Here is a 17,644-nt window from a genome sequence, read left to right as displayed (position 1 = left end):
CTTTTATTTAAGTAGCTGAAATTATTCAGCTTCAGAATTCGCGGAGATTATTCGTGGTCATTGGTCAATTGAAAATCAACTTCATTGGGTCAAGGATGTAACTTTAAATGAAGATAACTGTATTCATACTGGCGGTTTTTCACCAGCTAATTGGGCGATGGTCAGACAGTTTTTAGTTTCCCTGGCTCGTCAGTTAAATTGTCGGACTCTTCCCGAAGCGTTAAGGCTGATGGCTAACCAACTTCAAATGATTTTTGATGCGCTATTTGACCACTCCGACTCCTTTTGCCCAATGCCTGTGAGTCCAATGGTCGAGTGAGAAAACTTTTTCTCTCCCGACAATTAATCCACCCTGCTAACAGACGAGGAGAAGGGTGTTGTAGAAAAAGTTTTAGAAGAATCTTGGTTGCGAGAAGATTTAGAAGCAAAAGCTAAGAGTTATGCGATCGCTCATCTTGTTCCCCAACATCTTCAAGAACTCAAGCAGCGCAAAGAGGAACTTATTGCTAAAACGATGACAGCAGTAAAAGATAGATTAACCAAGGAGATTAATTACTGGGATCATCGGGCTGAAGAACTGAAAATGCAAGAGGAAGCTGGCAAGCCTAATGCCAAAATTAACTCAGGTAAAGCACGTCAGCGAGCTGATGATTTGCAAGCACGATTAATGCAACGCTTGGAAGAATTAGAGCAAGAACGTAGATTATCGCCATTACCGCCTGTGGTGGTTGGGGGTGCGTTGGTAGTTTCAGTAGGCTTACTGCAACGAATGCAAGGCAAACAACAGGCAACAACGGCGATATTTGCCAGGGAGACGGAACGAGTAGAAAAGGCAGCAATGACGGCTGTGATGGAAGTAGAACGCAATTTAGGGTACGAACCAATAAATGTGAGTCATCAGAAGTGCGGCTATGATATTGAGTCACGTCCCCTCACCCCCAGCCCCTCTCCCAATTTGGGAGAGGGGAGCCGGAGGCGGGGTGAGGGCTTACGATTTATTGAGGTGAAAGGGCGAATTACAGGCGCTAAAACTGTGACAGTGACGAAGAATGAAATTATTACCGCTCTAAACAAGCCAGATAATTTCATTTTGGCATTGGTGCAAGTGCCTTTAGCAGAAGATATGGAAGGTAATTGTTCTATTCACTACTTACGCCGTCCGTTCCATAAAGAACCAGATTTTGCCGTTACGAGTGTTAATTATGATTGGCTGGAGTTGTGGCAACAGGGAACTGAGCCGTTTTAAAATAATTATTTACCGTGTTAATGATTACATTCTTGATATTTTTAATCATTCTTCATCCTCCAAGACTATTCGATTTCATCTTCAGTGAGGGTAGATTTTATTGGTTATAATGGTGGTAATCAGTAGGACATGAGCAAAATGTCACCAAAAACTTTTGATATTGCTGACTTATCTGAGAATTTAGCTGATTTATTGTCAGATATCCAAAATCATGTTGAAGTTACCCTAACTCATCAGGGTGTCCCTTTGGCAAAAGTTTTGCCTTTGACTCAACCTGAGCCTACAGTTACTAAAGCTGATTTAAATGATGCTTTAAAGCCAAGAGTTGCGGGTTTTTGGCAGGGGAAAGTTAAGATTGCTGATGATTTTGATGAGACTCCAGAAGAAGTAATTGCAGCATTTTATGGGGATGAGTAGTGAGTTTTTTGTTAGATACTCATATTTTGTTGTGGTTTTTAGAAAATGATTCTAAATTGTCCGATCGGTTACGAGAGGTAATTACTAATCCTGAAAATTTAATTTTCGTCAGTGCGATTAGTGCTTGGGAGATTTCAATTAAACAGTCTTTAGGAAAGTTAATTGCTCCTGGTAATTTGGAGGAGGCTTTGCGCTTCAGTCGGTTTGAGGTTTTGTCTATGACATTGGCACATGGAATAAAGGTTGCTGATTTGCCTCTACACCATAAAGATCCTTTTGATAGGATATTAATTGCTCAAGCTTTGGTAGAAGGTTTAACAATAATTACAGTAGACCAAAAGTTTAAATTTTATGATGTGCCATTATTCTCTGATGATGTCGGGTAGCTCAACTATGCCAAAATTTCAGAACTCTAGCTTTCTCTAAAATAACTGCTACAGGTTTACTTCATTTGCTAATTGTTTTTTGGTGCGATTGCAATTTTGTCAGAGTAATCGCTCTTGAGTCTGCCTACTTTATTGGATAGCTAGTTATCCAACTAAAAAGGGATACTTTTGGTGAGAGCAATCACAGGACTAAACTAACTCCTTAGCAGAAATCCTCAGAGGCTCGACTTTGTGCGATCGCTTTCCTTTGGGTGCTACAAAGCGAATCTCGACATCGTAACCTGCACTCCTAGCAAGTTTTGCTAGGGTTTCAATTTTAGGAACCTGTTTCCCAAATTCAATCCGAGCTAGCTGTGGCTGTTTAATGCCAACTAATTGTGCAAAATCCCGTTGATTTAAGCCACTAGCTTTCCTTAAAGCAATAACTTGTCTTGCAAGCTGGAATTCAGACTCCAAGGCATCGTATTCAGCCTTTACCTCTGGATCTGCTAAAACCTCATCACGAATAGAATCCCAAGAAATTGTATTAGAAGTCATCGTTTTTTAAACTACAGGCTTTTAGCTAAAGATAATGTGCGCTCCGAGTTATCACTGAACCATCCAGCAAGTATCGTGATTATAATTGCCGGACGAAGCTCTGTAACTAAGTTAGGCGAGCAGCAATCAACAAAGACTAATTAGCCTACCAATGCTTGATGCAAATATTCCGTAAGTCCATTTACTCGGAATATTTTGTGCTGCTTCTTGCTCAGACATTTACTCGCTTCGATTAATACCAGTCTGGCAAAATGAATGACCTACCGCAAGAAGCTAATCGAAGTCGCGTTACCACTGGAAGCAATTAACAAAGAGTCTGCCAGAGAAAAATCAATTAGGCATGGACACCCTTCGACACTACATTTATGGTGGGCGCGGCGGCCGCTAGCAACTTGCCGGGCAGTTTTGTTTTCGTCTTTGGTAGATGATCCATCCAGTCATCCTGATAAATTTCCCACAAAAGAGGCGCAGGATACTGAGAGAAAACGCCTGTTTGAAATTATTGAGCAATTGGTGAAGTGGGAAAATATCAATAATCAGGAAGTTTTAGGCGCAGCTAAAGCAGAAATTCTCAAATCAACTAATAACAATCCACCACCTGTCCTAGATCCATTTTGCGGTGGGGGTTCCATACCTTTGGAAGCGCAAAGATTGGGGTTAGAGGCACATGGTAGTGATATTAATCCAGTGGCGGTTTTGATTACCAAAGCTTTGATTGAAATTCCGCCGAAGTTTGCAAATCAGCCTCCGGTTAACCCTGATTCTCGAAAAAACTCTTTAGCTACTAAAAAATGGTTTGGGGCGCAAGGTTTAGCTGAAGATGTACGCTATTACGGGAAATGGATGCGAGATGAGGCATTTAAAAGAATTGGGTATCTTTATCCAAAAGTGAATTTACCACAAGAGTATGGTGGTGGTGAGGCCACGATTATTGCTTGGTTGTGGGCAAGGATGGTGAAATGTCCTAATCCTGCTTGTGGTGCCAAAATACCTTTGACGCGTTCTTTTACACTTTCAACCAAAAAAGATAAGCAAGCTTGGGTAGAACCCATTATAGATAGAAGCCAGCACCCGCCTATTGTAAGTTTTCAAGTGAAGACGGGTAAAGGTAAAACACCTAACGGAATTGTTAATCGTAAAGGTGGTATTTGTATATGTTGTGTTACGCCTGTGCCATTTGACTACATTCGTGCAGAAGGCAAAGCGGGACGATTGAGTACTCAACTAATGGCGATCGTGGCCGAAGGTCAGCGCCAGAGGGTTTTTATCTCACCAACCCAGGAAGATGAGGAAATTGCAGCTTCAGCACAGCCAGAATGGAAACCAGATGCTGAGTTACCAATCAATCCACGAGATTTCAAAACCCCTAACTACGGGATGTGTACATTTGCTGAACTCTTCACTCTACGTCAGTTGGTCACACTAACCACTTTAAGTGACCTAGTAACAGAAGCAAGAACAAAGGTGCTAATTGATGCTATAGCAGCCAAGGTATCTGATGATAATTTACCGCTTGATGAGGGTGGCACTAATGCAACAGCTTACGCTGATGCAATTGCAACTTATTTAGGACTTAGTGTAAGTCGGAGTGCTAATACAATTTGCTCACTAGCAGTTTGGTCACAAAGTAGAGATCAAAGTGTTAATGTGTTTAGCCGACAAGCTCTTCCCATGAACTGGGATTTTCCCGAAGTTAATCCATTTGCAGGAGCAGCTGGTGATTTTGGTGAAACAACTCAGTCAATGTCTAAGACCATTGCATCATTGCCTGCTAAAGGTAAGTCATCAGTTTTACAAAAGGATGCTTGTGCTGAAAACACATTAATAAACCCAATTGTCATCTCTACTGATCCACCTTATTTTGACAATATAGGCTATGCTGACCTCTCAGACTTCTTCTATGTTTGGCTACGTCCTTCACTTGGAAAAATTTATCCTAATATCTTAAACACATTACTCACACCAAAAAAACAAGAGTTAATTGCCACTCCTTACCGCTTTGGTGGTGATAAGAAAAAGGCTCAAGAATTTTTTAAAGAAGGATTAGGTAAAGCTTTTGCTCAAATGCGTAAAGTGGCTGATTCTGATTATCCACTGACCATTTACTATGCCTTCAAACAATCGGAAACAGATGAAGAAGACGAACAAGATGGAAATGGTATAACAGCGATCGCATCTACAGGATGGGAAACCATGCTAGAAGGCTTAATTAAAGCAGGTTTTACCATTACTGGTACGTTGCCCATGCGAACCGAACGCCCTACAGGAGTTAAGGCAAAAGTTAATGCCCTTGCTTCTTGTATTGCACTTGTATGCCGTCCTCGCCCAGAAAACGCCTCATCCACCACCCGCCGCCAATTTGTCAACACTCTTAAACGCGAACTTCCAGATGCACTGCAAAAACTCCAACAAGGCAACATCGCCCCGGTCGATTTAGCACAAGCCAGCATCGGCCCTGGTATGGAAATTTACTCGCGTTACAGCAAAGTCTTAGAATCAGACGGCAAAGAAATGCCTGTGCGTACCGCGCTGCAACTGATTAACCAAACTTTAGATGAATTTCTCGCTGAACAAGAAGGCGAATTTGAGCCTGAAACCCGTTTTGCTTTGATTTGGTTTGAACAGCATACCTTTAATGAAGGATTATTTGGGGATGCTGAAACCCTCTCCAAAGCTAAGAATACAGCAGTACAAGGCTTGGTAGACGCTGGCATCCTCACTGCCAAGGCGGGTAAAGTGCGACTATTGCGCCGCGACGAATTAGCCAAAAATTGGAACCCCCAAACCGATAATCGCCTCACGGTCTGGGAAGCCACACAGCACATGATTCGGGAATTGCAAGACGGTGCTGGAAATCAAGGTGCTGCAAATTTGCTATCTCAACTGGGAACCATAGGAGAAGCAGCAAGGGAATTAGCTTATCGGCTGTATAACATTTGCGACAGAAAAGGCTGGGCTGCTGAAGGTGTCGCTTACAACAGCTTAGTGATTTCCTGGCCAGAAATTTCTCGCCTCGCTGCTGAAACCGAAGAATCGACTCCCTTACAAATGGCTTTACTTTAATTATTTTCGACTCTCTTTATTAGCCTCAGCCTATTAACACATTCTGGGTGGCTCTAACGCTCAGAGTAGATGTAGCGATCGTGAGGCAGCAGCCCTGAGTTAAAAGAAAAACTAGTATAAAAAATCTATGTCCGTAAGTAACCGCGAACGAGTTGGCAGGGTGCTAGACCTTTTGAGAGATGGCTTATATCCTTTTGTGGAAAGGGAGATGCGTTCCATTTATGGCGATAAGTGGGTAGTTGCCGCTACACCTTTTGTTCCAGAAGACCACAGCCTAAGACGTAATGTCCAGCAAATTCTCAAGCAGGACGAATCAGCACTGCTGAAACTCATGTCTAATCAGTGGCGTGAGGTGTTCAAAAAGACTCTGGGCAATGCTGAAAGAAGCTTGGTTGGGGAATTAATTGATACGCGCAACTCTTGGGCGCACAACAAGCCACTCTCTACAGATGATGCCTATCGCGCTCTTGATAGCGTATCGCGGTTACTTTCTGCTTTTTCCGCACCAGAAGCAGATGAAGTTGATAAACAAAAACAAGAACTTTTGCGGCTACGCTTTACAGAACAAGCCCGTCGTGAAACTCGTCGTGCTACTCTCCAACCTCTAGAAGGCAATCCTGTAGGCGGTTTAAAACCCTGGCGAGAAATTGTTACACCTCACCCAGATGTTGCCTCTGGTAGCTACCAACAAGCAGAATTTGCTGCCGACCTCTGGCAAGTTTATTTAGATGAAGGTTCCGACGAATATCGCATACCTACAGAGTTTTTTAGTCGTACTTTTCTCACTGAAGGGCTAAAGCAACTGCTCACAAATGCCCTGCTACGTCTTGCTAGCAATCAAGGCGACCCCGTTATCGAACTCCAAACTAACTTTGGTGGCGGCAAAACCCACGCGATGCTGGCACTATACCACCTGTTCATGGGAGTTCCCGCATCCAAGTTACCAGGATTGGAACCAGTGCTGGAAGCGGCAAATGTTTTACCTCCGCCAAAAGTTAACACAGCAGTACTGGTAGGAAATAAAATTTCTCCCGGTCAGCCTCAACATAAAAAAGATGGCACAGTTGTCCGCACACTCTGGGGCGAATTAGCTTGGCAACTGGGCGGTAGAGAAGCCTACGATATGATTCGAGAAGCAGATGAAACTTCAACGAACCCTGGCGATACCCTCCGCCTGCTGTTTAACCGCTATGCACCCTGCCTGATTTTAATTGATGAATGGGTAGCTTATGCCCGACAGCTTCACGAAATAAACGACCTTCCGGGGGGCAGCTTTGACACTCACTTTACCTTTGCCCAGACTTTGAGTGAGTCGGCAAAAAACGCTAACCAAACGCTCTTGGTTGTGAGTATCCCTGCATCTGATAATGAGATTGGAGGCGATCGCGGTAAAGCAGCCTTAAGCAGACTCAAAAATGCTATTGGCAGAGTCGAATCTCCTTGGCGACCAGCAACTGCCGATGAAAGCTTTGAAATTGTGCGGCGGCGACTGTTTCAACCCATCACCGAAGAAAGTGGCTTTATTGCCCGTGATGCCATCATCCGTGCCTTTGCAGAAATGTACCAAAACCAATCTCAGGAGTTTCCTAGTGAGTGCCGAGAAGCTAGTTACAAACGACGGCTAGAAAATGCCTATCCTATCCATCCAGAACTGTTTGACCGACTTTATAATGACTGGTCAACTCTCGACAAATTCCAACGCACGCGGGGTGTGCTGCGACTGATGGCAAAGGTGATTCATTCACTTTGGGAAGGACAGGACAAGAGTTTGTTAATCATGCCTGCCAGCGTGCCAATGGATGACGGACAGGTACAAACAGAATTGACTCGCTACCTGGAAGATAACTGGGTGCCAGTGATTGAAAAAGATGTAGATGGATATAATTCTCTACCATTAGCGTGCGATCGCCAAAACCCGAATTTGGGACGTTACTCTGCCTGTCGCCGCGTTGCCCGGACGATTTACCTTGGTTCTGCTCCTACTCTAAGAGCAGCCAATCGCGGTGTAGAAGATCATCGGATCAAGTTAGGGTGTGTTCAACCAGGGGAAAGTGCAGCAACTTTTGGCGATGCTTTGCGCCGACTTACCGACCAGTCCACACATCTTTATGTCGATAGCACTCGTTACTGGTTCTCAACTCAGCCTAGTGTCACCAGACTTGCCCAAGACCGAGCCGAGCAAATCCAGCAGGATCAGGATAAAGTTTGGGATGAAATCATTCTCCGATTAAAGGCTGATAAGCAGCGCGGTGAGTTTGCTGGAGTACATATTGCTCCCGACTCTTCGGCAGATGTTCCTGATGAAATGGCCGTAAGGCTGGTTGTCATGGGGCCACAACATCCCCATAAAAATAAGGAAAGCGAAACCCAAGCCCGCACCAGAGCCGAAGAAATACTAAACCAAAAGGGAGCCAGTCCTCGGTACTGCAAAAATATGTTGCTGTTCCTGGCACCAGACAAGGCAAAACTGGAGCTATTAGAACAATCTGTTTGCCAGTACCTCGCCTGGAATTCGATTATTCGAGATAAAGAAGCCTTAAACTTAGATGTTTTTCAAAGCAATCAGGCGACGACTAAACAACAGCAAACTGACAAAGATGTAAAAAGTTTAATTCAGGAAGCTTACATCTGGTTGTTAGTGCCGATGCAACCCGATCCCCAAGGACAGATTGAATGGCAAGAAATCCGATTGCAAAAGCAAGACTCTCCTATTGTGCAAGCAAGTCGCAAAGCTGTTCATGAAGAACATTTGATTGCTAACTATGCTGCTAGTCGCCTGCGCTTGGAAGCTCTTGACCCTTATCTCTGGCGCGATGTAAACCACCTCGACCTTAAGAAGTTATGGGAGTACTTAGCGTACTACCTTTACCTGCCACGCATCAAAAATCAACAAGTGCTATTACAAGCGATCGCAGAAGGAGTTGCAGCGTTACTGTGGAATGAAAACTTTGCTTATGCCACAGGCTGGGATGAATCCAAAGGACGTTATCTTGGTTTGAAAGCAGCTGAACACATTACCGTAACCCTTAGTAGTCAAAATCTGATAGTTAAGCCAGAAGTAGCGCAACGCCAAATTGAGGCAGATGCTGCTGCTAAAGTAACTCCACCACTGACTCCACCAGGATTTAAAGAAAAAACAGGAAGCTACAAGATTGAAAAAGAAAAAACTATTGACATTGTAATAACAGATAATGCTTCCTCTGCTGTCATAGTTCCACCAAAACGTTTCTATGGTTCAGTCAAATTGGACGCATTGCGGCTAAGACGTGACATAGGACAGATAGCAGACGAGGTTATTCAACACCTCAGTAGTTTAGTAGATGCTGAAGTAGAAATCACCTTAGAACTTCAGGTCACTGTCCCTGAAGGAGTGCCAGAGAACGTGATTCGCACAGTCAGCGAGAATTGTCGGGTTCTCAAATTTAGTAATCATGGATTTGAACAAGAATAAAGTTGAGGTAGATAAACTTGTTAGATAGTAATGAGGTAAAGCATTAAGTCACACCCAACGAAGTAAGGGAAAGTTTTGTGGGTTAACGGATTTGAGGGCAATCGCAGTCTTAATAATAGTTACTACTTATTTATTACACGTAGTAACCAAATATCTTCCCATAGTTAATCTCCTTAACAAAACTAAACCCGTCAGGCATCTGACGGGTTTTTTGGGTTCTTAGGGGCAGAACTGATAATTTGATCTATCCATAGCCTGAGAGAATCGTTCTCTTCTCTCAGGCTGCTAATTTTCCCAAGTATTCATTTTGGAGTGTAGCAACTTGTTGTTTTAGATTCTCCAAGTCCGCTTGCATTTTGGCTAAGTCTGGAGTTCCTTGGAGTTCTTCAGCCATGTAAGAACGAATCCATCCCATGATCAATTCTGAGGCTGTCTTGCCTTCAGCCTTAGCTTTATTCATAAAAGCTTCCTTTGTCTCATCATCCATTCTGACAATAATCTGATTGCTCAATTTTGTTGTCTGCCGCTTTGCCATATTACTTTCTGCTGAAAACTTTCAATCTGTAATAACTCTATTTACCCTAATTGTGGCGAATTTTGAAAATTTTGTAGTAACGCTCTTGTTTTGGTAATGACAAGTAACTACAATATAGTAACAAGACAAAGGCGATCGCCCTCCGTCCAAAGATTGCGATCGCCTTTTGTTAAACCCCATCAATGAGGTTACTCAGATGATTGTACAAGATGAGTTTGACAACCAAGCCTCGGCTCAAGCAGAGTTTGAGGAATATGTTGACCATTTAGCTGACGCAGTAGCACCAGAAATTGAAATTGACTCAGTACCAGATGATTTGGGAGAACTGTATCGAGTTTGGAACGGTTCCCAACTTCTGGGAACTTTTTACCAGAATCTTGAAAGCAAATGGGTAGCACAACCCTGTAATAGCGATAAAAAACACTGCTGTGATACTTCTGATTCAGCACTGCTTTTGATTGTTGCTGTCAACGGCTTACTGGTTGCAGATGTAGCTTAGAACTCAATATTCTTACCATCACATAGAGACGTGTTAAATTCACGTCTCTTTATTTTTTGGAACTTTTGATCAACAGAAGTATTATCAAAAAAGCGTTATTAACTTAATCTAGTTGTTTATAAAGCTCATTTTCTAGAGCTGCTTTTACTCTCTGTGAGCAATTTTCTCGTAGCGCAGCAAGTCTAATTACCTTCCAAGGCTGAATTTCTTCTCCGCAATCATCAAGCCGCTGAATTGCCCACTTAATACGCCTAATCTGAAAATCTTCTACAGTTTCTGTCACTGATTCTAAATAAACCTTAGTCACTGGCATTTCTGACAAATGTTTTTCGAGTAGTGCCAGTAAGCCAATAGCTTTGCCTATCTTGCCAATAGTTATTCTTGCGGGTTTTTCTGCACTCAGAAGCGATCGCACAGCATTTTTTACCTTTTCGAGAACTTGCTTGTCTCTTTCTACCCAGTCAACTTTACCGATGCAAGGGAGAGGCACTTTTAAAGAAGGCGAATTTTTGTTGAGCCACTCTTTATCGTTTCTATATAGCCAAATATAGGTTGCCTTAGCTAATGCCCTGAGAGTAGTTTTCGATGCCTCTGGGTACTGCTTTTGTAAAGCTTTCCAAGCTTCCCTGTATTTTATCTTGTGATCGCTGGTTAAATTTAGATTTGAATCTAAAACTTCCTGTAAGTCTACTAGCCGATTTTCCTGTGAAGATTTCCAAAAAGTTTTTAGCTTAAGTATGGCAGTATAGCGGTTTACTGTTCTGGGATCGACATTGAGCTGTCTTGCTGTCTCTCGTAGACCTAATCTTTGAATTTCTACCAGTTGTTTTAGCTTCTGCTCCCAAAATTGACCGTAAGTCAAGACTTTGCCAATTCGTAGCTTGTCTTCATCAGTTTTATCAGGGCCAGTTCTACAATAAACCATGCCACAGGAACAAGAAAAAATACCTAATGGCTTTTTATTATCCAAACAGTGAGTGACAACAAGATTAGTTATTACTGGCTTGAGGTAATGGTCTACCGCAGCATTTAGACATAGCCAAGGGCCTTCACCAAAAGGCTTATACTCGTAATCCGTGTTGAAAAACTCCTCGATAGAATTCGTCAGAAATCTAATTAGGAGTAGGTGTCTGATGGGGTGGAATGACTTTCTATGCTTCCTGACAATGCTGAATAGCCAGTTTTGCTCATTTTCGTAATTCACCATCGAGTTAACAGCCTCAAGCACTTCAGCACCATAAAAGAATAAGAAATTATCTAGTAGTCTCTTCTGGTTTACTCGCCCAGTTGCCGTTGCAAAATCTTTTTCAATCAATAAAGCTATATATTTTCTTTGAAACCACTCTAGTTCTCTAGAGAAAAGATTATTATTTATCAACCATGAAATATCTTGAGCCAGCAGTCGCAACTTTTTTAAAGTCTCTTGACTGTAAGTCTGTTGTATCGGTACAACAGGACAGTTTTCTTGGCTTGCAGCATAGTATTCATGCCTGTTAAAACCTTGCATAGGAATTGTGCTATCTTGCAAAGTCACACCATGAACTGGGCAAACTAGAACCCCTGGTGTTTGATGTAGTCTATGCCAATAGGACTCCCCATAGTTTTGCAAATCTTCTTCCAAACATTTTGGGCAAAATCGCAGATACCTCGGCATCTTCAACGAACTCGCCATAATTCCGGTTCTGGTGTGAATATCTCCTCCGAAATCTGCTTTCATAGACTCCATCACCTGACTGGCTCTTTTCGGTGGCAGAAAAACACTGTAGAAAGGATAAAGGGTATATTTATATATCAAATCTTTTACTTGATAATTCGAGATAAATTGTAGATTCTCAATCAACGAATTAAGGTTAGAAGGTAAGTCAACAGTAGCTATTACATCTTGAAAATTAAATAGCTCTCCTAGAGTTATTTTTGGACTTGTGTTACCACTCCTAATGTGGTAGCGAGCCAAGATACTGTATAAAATTTCATCTGGATAAGGGGCTGGGAAAAAGCCAAGCATAGATTTTTTCTCATGTTGAAACCTGAAAAGAATATTTTTGTAAATTCCAAAGTGTTTCAAGTTTGTGGCAATCGCCTTCCACACCTTTCTCTGCACAGTCAACAAAATTATGAGGATTTTTGTCCTCTATCATCAAAATTTTAGGTATTACACAACGCCTATATTAGCAATAATTCAGGTACTACACAATAACTAAATATCTTTGAGCAATTTATAGAATCTACCTGTAGTGCTTGCTGTTGACTATGATTTAGGAGGTGTGTAATAGCTGGGTACTAATGGGAAAGAAAGGGCAGAAAGGACAAAAAGACGTACCAGAGATGTACGATGAGGTGAAGAAAAGGGTTAACCTAGCCCTTACTCCCACTGGTATTGAAGGATTAGATGCGATCGCTTCCAATTTTGATATAAGCAGGTCGGAGCTTGTAGAGAGAATTGGCAGACGACTGATTTGCCTAGATGTAAATTCCTTCACTGAGGAGGAGATGGAAGCTATAAAAAAGCACTGGCTGAATTGATTGCTATTTACAGCGATCAGTTGAACGGTCAGGGTTTGTTTACTGGTCTTTGTGCAGTTGAGGGCGATCGCAAATTGCAACTACAGAAGCAGATTGAGCAATGGGAACAAATCCGTGCAAAAATTTTGCATCAACAGGGTTGAGAGAGGTTTATTGAAGTATAAGTTATGGCAAGAGCAACAGAATCTTGCTTAACGTCTGACGATATCTAATGTTAAAGAACTCCCAATTAGCTGGGTAGAGGCTTCTATCCATTGGCTGCTCAACGTCTGACGACATCTAATGTTAAAGAACTCCTTTGGCTGGAGCAACCGCAATGCGTCGCCCTACTGCTCAACGTCTGACGACATCTAATGTTAAAGAACGACTTTAAGCCAACCTTGATATGGGAAATGTGCGACTGCTCAACGTCTGACGACATCTAATGTTAAAGAACTCGTCATTAAGCGTGCCATCTAGATTGCAGCCTTCGACTGCTCAACGTCTGACGACATCTAATGTTAAAGAACAGTCAAAACCGGAGAATTAACCGGACGCAGCCACGCCTGCTCAACGTCTGACGACATCTAATGTTAAAGAACAGTGCTTGCGCGAACGGGGATTTATCTTCGCCATACTGCTCAACGTTTGACGACATCTAATGTTAAAGAACGGCGATGGCTAAACAATCTTAATCCATCAAGTCTTCTAGATAATCTTACAAGCACCTGTCATTAGGAGGCACTAAATTTGCAAAATTTAATGGGCCAATATTGCTAATGATAAAATTTTTATTTTTATACTGAATAATTTGGTACTCTGGAAAATAAATTCGACTAAGCTTATAGATAAAATCTATTATTTCAGTCGCTTCTACCACTGCTATTTCTATGCGAGTTTTTTGCTGCTTTGACCAAACTACCGTTCCAAATAATATTACTTGGCATCGTTTTACTTGATCGGGTATAGCCAATTCTATAATTGTTTCGTAAGTAAGGTATCTTAACGCAGCGTCTCCTAAGCTAGATACATTGAAATCCTTGTAATCTAAGTTTCTCAAATTCCAGTATTCCTGGGCATAAATTTCTAAGTCAACCACTTCAGGTATAACTAGGGCATATTGTGTATGTTCCGGTTTGGTATGCGATCGCAAAACAAAATAGTGGCAAGCAACAAGAGCATATAAAAGAGCAAAAGCCAATTGTGGTTTCTCTTCAAACCTAGTTTCTTTTGTAAAAGCGACATGACGAACTACAGATCCCGGATATAGCCACCCTGCTACACCAATTAATTGTCCTAATAATTGACCTTGTTTATCACAGAGTTGTTTAGCAAAATGTTGATGAGCATAGGAAACTGCTTTTTTATACTCGACATCGATTTCTATACCATCAACTATTAATGACCAGGATTTACCGCCGTCAAATTTAAAAACCTGGTTATGTTGGAGAAACGTTCCTGTTATTCCCAAGTGAATATTAATTTGGGTTTCAATATTGATTGAATGCGTATTTAAGCCTGTCAGCGAAATTAGACCTTCTTTATTAATCTGAAAGGATTGCTTTAGCAGCCAGTCTAAAACTACGAAATCCTGCCCTTGCCATTCAATACTGATGCTGCGAGGAGTCAGCAACCAAGTTAAATTACCAGGTCGTTCCGCAGGTATTGGGTATAGTTTTTCTAGTTGCCTAAGCGTCATCCACAGTCCTGCTATGCCAGCACGATGCATCCAAGTTATGCTTGGGTCGCCCAAATTTAACTGAATTTTGGGGTTGACAACACTAGCTACTACGGACATCTTATTTATTTCTGGGAAATACTCTCAAACTTATATTGGGTAGTAGTTAAAACCAGCTTTAACTTGCGTTTCCCTTTCTCTTCACAGGCACAAAAACGCCACAGCCCATCTTACGTTTTCCCCCAATGCCATATCTTAGCAATGTTAGCGAATCTTCATCGTTGAGATTAATGATTTCTAACCCAAAACCCACAACAGTAAAGCGCTTGATTTTGATACTTCTACGTTTTGGGCTACCATCAGTATTTTTGGTAATAAAGGCTTTCCCCTGGATACCCAGTTGTTCTAACTGACGCTGTGCTGCTGCTAAAAACGACTCCGGTTCTTGATAACCCTGGATAATCACTATACGCGATCGCAGTCTCTCAGCAGGCTCAAGCAAATAAATTTCAGGAATTCCTAAGCGAATTGTATGCCTGGCAATTTTCAGCGACTTACCTGCTAACGGATAAACCAAACGCACTTGATCTACTGGTAGCCGAATCCGAAGCCTAGAATTTTTAGTTAGCTGAATTACGCCTTCCTTGGGAATACCTGCAATAGTATGAATTCCAACTGTATTTAACTTATGAAGTTCAGGTTCAAAGTGGGCGATCGCAGAAAATAGCTCATAGCCGTGGTCGACAGGTACTGTCTCACCAACCAAGTTAAAAATTAAATCTATGTATGGTAACTCAGACGTTAAAAGCTTTCTTTGCTTTATTAGATTTAAAGGTGACTCTGGAGAAATCTGCGTAGGTAACCTGCAATCAATAATCATCTTTCCCACCCTATCTTTAAGCAGATACACGATATTTGAGGCAACTAAATTATTACTTAGGCTACCTTAGTGATTAATGTGAGATTACTTTAAAACGACAAGCAAACATGATAATTTTTAGTAACTTTTTATTGTTTTATATTAAATATATTTAAAAAGTATATGTGAACTTTTGCTATAGGAAAAATAGTTCTATAGAATTTGCTAAATATTTTATCATCAAGATATGGGTGATCCGGTCAATTGCTGGATTTAAGTCACATCCAAGCAAGCAATGGGAGAAATATTTACCTTGATGTTGGGTTAACTTTGGATTGAGAGCTTCTAAAGATTCTTGACCATAAAAATCAAATATAAGCTTTGAAAAACCATATTCGTCAAATTTAAACTTCCCAGCAGGAAAAATTTGCAATAGCCCTTTACTGATTAAGTAATGCTGGTACTGAGCGCGAAGCCAAGCCAAGCCTTTAAAGGCAAAATTACCATGAATCAGCAAGTTAATATCATTTGCCAGTGTGAAGAGTGTTTTTAAAGCCTGGTTTGTCAAACTTTTTAAACCAGTAACTGTTAAACAATTATCTAAGCTCGCAGCATAATAATGTATGCCTTTCGATTCAATTGTGACAGAACTATTGCACAAAAAGACACCATGAGTTGGACAAACTAATATGCCAGGTACTTGATGTGTTCTATGCCAGTAAGGCTCACCATATTGATGTGTATCTTGTTCTAAACATTCAGGACAAAATTTTAAAAATTTTTTTGACTCACCACTAGAACCATTAGCCACCTTAGCAAGCTCTAAAATAGAACCACTAAGTTTTTTACTCATTGAGTCTTTTAATAACCAAACTTCTTGTGGTGTTAAAAAAGTTGCATAAAAAGGGTATAAAGTATGATTTTGCAGTAAATTACCGACTGTTTGCTGGGAACGTAAAGGCAAGTTTTTAACTAAATAATTTAAGTGATTAGTTAAAGTGACCTTGCAAACTTGTTGAGAACTATAACCGAATAGCTCTAAGTCGGTTTGCTTAAAAATTCTGTTACCACTGCGAATGTGGTATCTAGCCAAAGCACTATACAAAAGTTCATCTGGATAAAGAGTTGGGAAGAAACTAAGCATCAAGAAGCGAAATATTTATAAAATTTTCTACTGGATCTTTGATTATACCTGCCAATGTTAAAGCTTCATGTGCAGATTTTTTCTCTTTTTGTGCATTTTCAACAGTGCGTCGAATGTCATTTTCTACGTACATCGGCTTCAACTTAGCTTTCTTTTTACTTATCTTAACAAGGTTCCCATTTTATTGCCCTCCTTGCAAAGCAAGAGTATATGCTTTATTGACTAAAGATGTAATATCTGCATTTTCATCATTATAAACAATTACTTGTTCCGCACATTCCTTTGCTCTAGCAGCTTCTACTTCCAATTTCAAAAGCTCAAGAATTACATAATTTAGCTTCGGCGATACTTTCTGCTGATTCTGCTGCTTTCTAGCTAATCTCTGAATTTCTTTCAAATCGTCAGAATCAAGCTTAGAGAGACATTTATTTTGATATTCTGTAGTATCAAGAGGAGCAATATCCTTATACTTAATCATCCAATCTTTGTCCCCTGACCTAATAGCATCTAGCATTGGCTTGACTAAATATAGTCCGTCTTTAGCCGCTTGTCGAATTAAGTTAATAGTAATAATTTCTTTCCCACCTATTGAAATTGCTCTCCATTGAGCCATCTTATAAAGTTTGACGGCAATATCAATAATTCCTTGACTTTCGTTATAGAAAACTTTCAAAGAACCTGCATGAGGACAATCAACCTTCAACCAAACTATCTGGTAGACACTATGCTCAGGGTGAAGAATTACTTGAGGGTAAAGATTAAGAATATTTTGAAAATTTGTAGACTTCCCCATTCCTGATGGGCCAATCAAGGTTAAACCGGAAGCAGATGTAGGAAGATTAACGTAGTTTTCTAAGTTTTTACCTCCTCCGTCTTTTATTGCATTATAAATTTGCCTAGAGCGACTTGCATATTCAGGCTTTAGAACATTCCGAGCCAGATAGCCACTCATTATGAGGGCACAAATTACCTTCTGTAATTCAACAGTTTTATTTTGGGGATCAAAATACCTAGATAACCTTTCGATGCAATGAAATCTATAATGAGCTTCTAGCTCCTTCTCTTGTTCATGAAACTCTGGCGTTCTTGTTACTTTATTTAAAAATTCTTTTGCTGAAAGGATAGGAGGTAGTGCCTGAATTAATGGATTAGCGTTATATTCTGGCAGTTTTTGGTCTATGTATCTGGCAACAATCGCTAATTCTCCATTGGGAATCCTAATTAATTCACCTTCATTTCTGTCCACGTTTACGCTCCTGTCGGTTTTTCCTGAGAAGATCCAGATGATTTGGCTGTAGTGATTCTGGCTGTTCAGAAGTTTCGAGTT

General features: G+C 40.9%; 17 protein-coding genes. 9 read left to right on the top strand and 8 right to left on the bottom strand.

Annotated features, from left to right (window positions below):
• The first annotated feature begins 157 nt into the window (after nt 1-157).
• The 4 genes from QUD05_RS10395 (at nt 158) to QUD05_RS10380 (ending at nt 2,049) form a co-directional block, all read left to right on the top strand.
• Entirely contained in the window at nt 158-319 is a 162-nt protein-coding gene (locus QUD05_RS10395) for a hypothetical protein (protein ID WP_289794484.1), read from the top strand.
• Between the two features lie 87 nt (nt 320-406).
• Entirely contained in the window at nt 407-1,246 is an 840-nt protein-coding gene (locus tag QUD05_RS10390) for a protein NO VEIN domain-containing protein (protein ID WP_289795963.1), read from the top strand.
• Nucleotides 1,247-1,384: 138 nt separating this feature from the next.
• Nucleotides 1,385-1,663, top strand: coding sequence for a hypothetical protein (locus QUD05_RS10385; RefSeq protein ID WP_163928202.1), 279 nt, complete (start codon nt 1,385-1,387; stop codon nt 1,661-1,663).
• Nucleotides 1,663-2,049 (top strand): type II toxin-antitoxin system VapC family toxin, encoded by a 387-nt coding sequence (locus QUD05_RS10380; RefSeq protein WP_289795962.1) that lies wholly within the window; start codon nt 1,663-1,665, stop codon nt 2,047-2,049. The genes QUD05_RS10385 and QUD05_RS10380 overlap by 1 nt, the downstream gene beginning before the upstream one ends.
• 189 nt (nt 2,050-2,238) lie before the next feature.
• Here the strand turns inward: QUD05_RS10380 and QUD05_RS10375 are convergent, their stop codons facing one another.
• Entirely contained in the window at nt 2,239-2,586 is a 348-nt protein-coding gene (locus QUD05_RS10375; protein WP_289795961.1) for a helix-turn-helix domain-containing protein, read from the bottom strand.
• Between the two features lie 255 nt (nt 2,587-2,841).
• Here QUD05_RS10375 and QUD05_RS10370 point away from each other — a divergent pair, with 255 nt between their 5' ends.
• The gene (locus tag QUD05_RS10370) at nt 2,842-5,649 is read left to right on the top strand and encodes a DUF1156 domain-containing protein (protein ID WP_289795960.1); all 2,808 of its coding nucleotides are present in this window, start codon (nt 2,842-2,844) and stop codon (nt 5,647-5,649) included.
• A gap of 127 nt (nt 5,650-5,776) precedes the next feature.
• Nucleotides 5,777-9,100, top strand: a complete 3,324-nt coding sequence (locus QUD05_RS10365; protein ID WP_289795959.1) for a Swt1 family HEPN domain-containing protein — start codon at nt 5,777-5,779, stop codon at nt 9,098-9,100.
• A 277-nt stretch (nt 9,101-9,377) separates the two neighbouring features.
• Here the strand turns inward: QUD05_RS10365 and QUD05_RS10360 are convergent, their stop codons facing one another.
• Complete coding sequence (locus tag QUD05_RS10360) at nt 9,378-9,635, bottom strand: hypothetical protein (RefSeq protein WP_289795958.1); 258 nt, start codon at nt 9,633-9,635, stop codon at nt 9,378-9,380.
• A gap of 196 nt (nt 9,636-9,831) precedes the next feature.
• Between QUD05_RS10360 and QUD05_RS10355 the strand changes: the two genes are divergently transcribed.
• A complete protein-coding gene (locus tag QUD05_RS10355; RefSeq protein ID WP_289795957.1) occupies nt 9,832-10,134 on the top strand; it encodes a hypothetical protein in 303 nt (100 codons plus the stop codon).
• Nucleotides 10,135-10,237: 103 nt separating this feature from the next.
• On the opposite strand, the gene QUD05_RS10350 is transcribed toward QUD05_RS10355, so the two are convergent.
• Nucleotides 10,238-12,139 carry a TnsD family Tn7-like transposition protein gene (locus QUD05_RS10350; protein ID WP_289795956.1) on the bottom strand — a complete coding sequence of 634 codons (1,902 nt, stop codon included), beginning with the start codon at nt 12,137-12,139 and terminating at the stop codon, nt 10,238-10,240.
• A gap of 278 nt (nt 12,140-12,417) precedes the next feature.
• Here QUD05_RS10350 and QUD05_RS10345 point away from each other — a divergent pair, with 278 nt between their 5' ends.
• Both QUD05_RS10345 and QUD05_RS10340 read left to right on the top strand, forming a co-directional pair.
• Entirely contained in the window at nt 12,418-12,657 is a 240-nt protein-coding gene (locus QUD05_RS10345) for a hypothetical protein (RefSeq protein WP_289795955.1), read from the top strand.
• Nucleotides 12,654-12,800, top strand: a complete 147-nt coding sequence (locus tag QUD05_RS10340) for a hypothetical protein (protein WP_289795954.1) — start codon at nt 12,654-12,656, stop codon at nt 12,798-12,800. The genes QUD05_RS10345 and QUD05_RS10340 overlap by 4 nt, the downstream gene beginning before the upstream one ends.
• A gap of 554 nt (nt 12,801-13,354) precedes the next feature.
• On the opposite strand, the gene cas8a1 is transcribed toward QUD05_RS10340, so the two are convergent.
• The 5 genes from cas8a1 to QUD05_RS10315 all read right to left on the bottom strand — a co-directional run bounded on the left by cas8a1 (nt 13,355) and on the right by QUD05_RS10315 (nt 17,563).
• Complete coding sequence (cas8a1, locus tag QUD05_RS10335; RefSeq protein ID WP_289795953.1) at nt 13,355-14,434, bottom strand: type I-MYXAN CRISPR-associated Cas8a1/Cmx1; 1,080 nt, start codon at nt 14,432-14,434, stop codon at nt 13,355-13,357.
• 58 nt (nt 14,435-14,492) lie between these two features.
• Nucleotides 14,493-15,194: a type I-MYXAN CRISPR-associated protein Cas6/Cmx6 gene (cas6, locus tag QUD05_RS10330; RefSeq protein ID WP_289795952.1), complete on the bottom strand. Its 702-nt coding sequence runs from the start codon at nt 15,192-15,194 to the stop codon at nt 14,493-14,495.
• 175 nt (nt 15,195-15,369) lie between these two features.
• Entirely contained in the window at nt 15,370-16,317 is a 948-nt protein-coding gene (locus QUD05_RS10325) for a TnsD family Tn7-like transposition protein (protein ID WP_289795951.1), read from the bottom strand.
• Complete coding sequence (locus QUD05_RS10320; protein ID WP_289795950.1) at nt 16,310-16,450, bottom strand: hypothetical protein; 141 nt, start codon at nt 16,448-16,450, stop codon at nt 16,310-16,312. The genes QUD05_RS10325 and QUD05_RS10320 overlap by 8 nt, the downstream gene beginning before the upstream one ends.
• A 48-nt stretch (nt 16,451-16,498) precedes the next feature.
• Nucleotides 16,499-17,563: a P-loop NTPase family protein gene (locus QUD05_RS10315; protein ID WP_289795949.1), complete on the bottom strand. Its 1,065-nt coding sequence runs from the start codon at nt 17,561-17,563 to the stop codon at nt 16,499-16,501.
• Between the last annotated feature and the right edge of the window lie 81 nt (nt 17,564-17,644).

Origin of the sequence: Nostoc sp. GT001, from assembly GCF_030382115.1 — a bacterium.
Classification (GTDB): domain Bacteria; phylum Cyanobacteriota; class Cyanobacteriia; order Cyanobacteriales; family Nostocaceae; genus Nostoc.
This window is presented reverse-complemented; position numbering and strand designations above follow the sequence as displayed.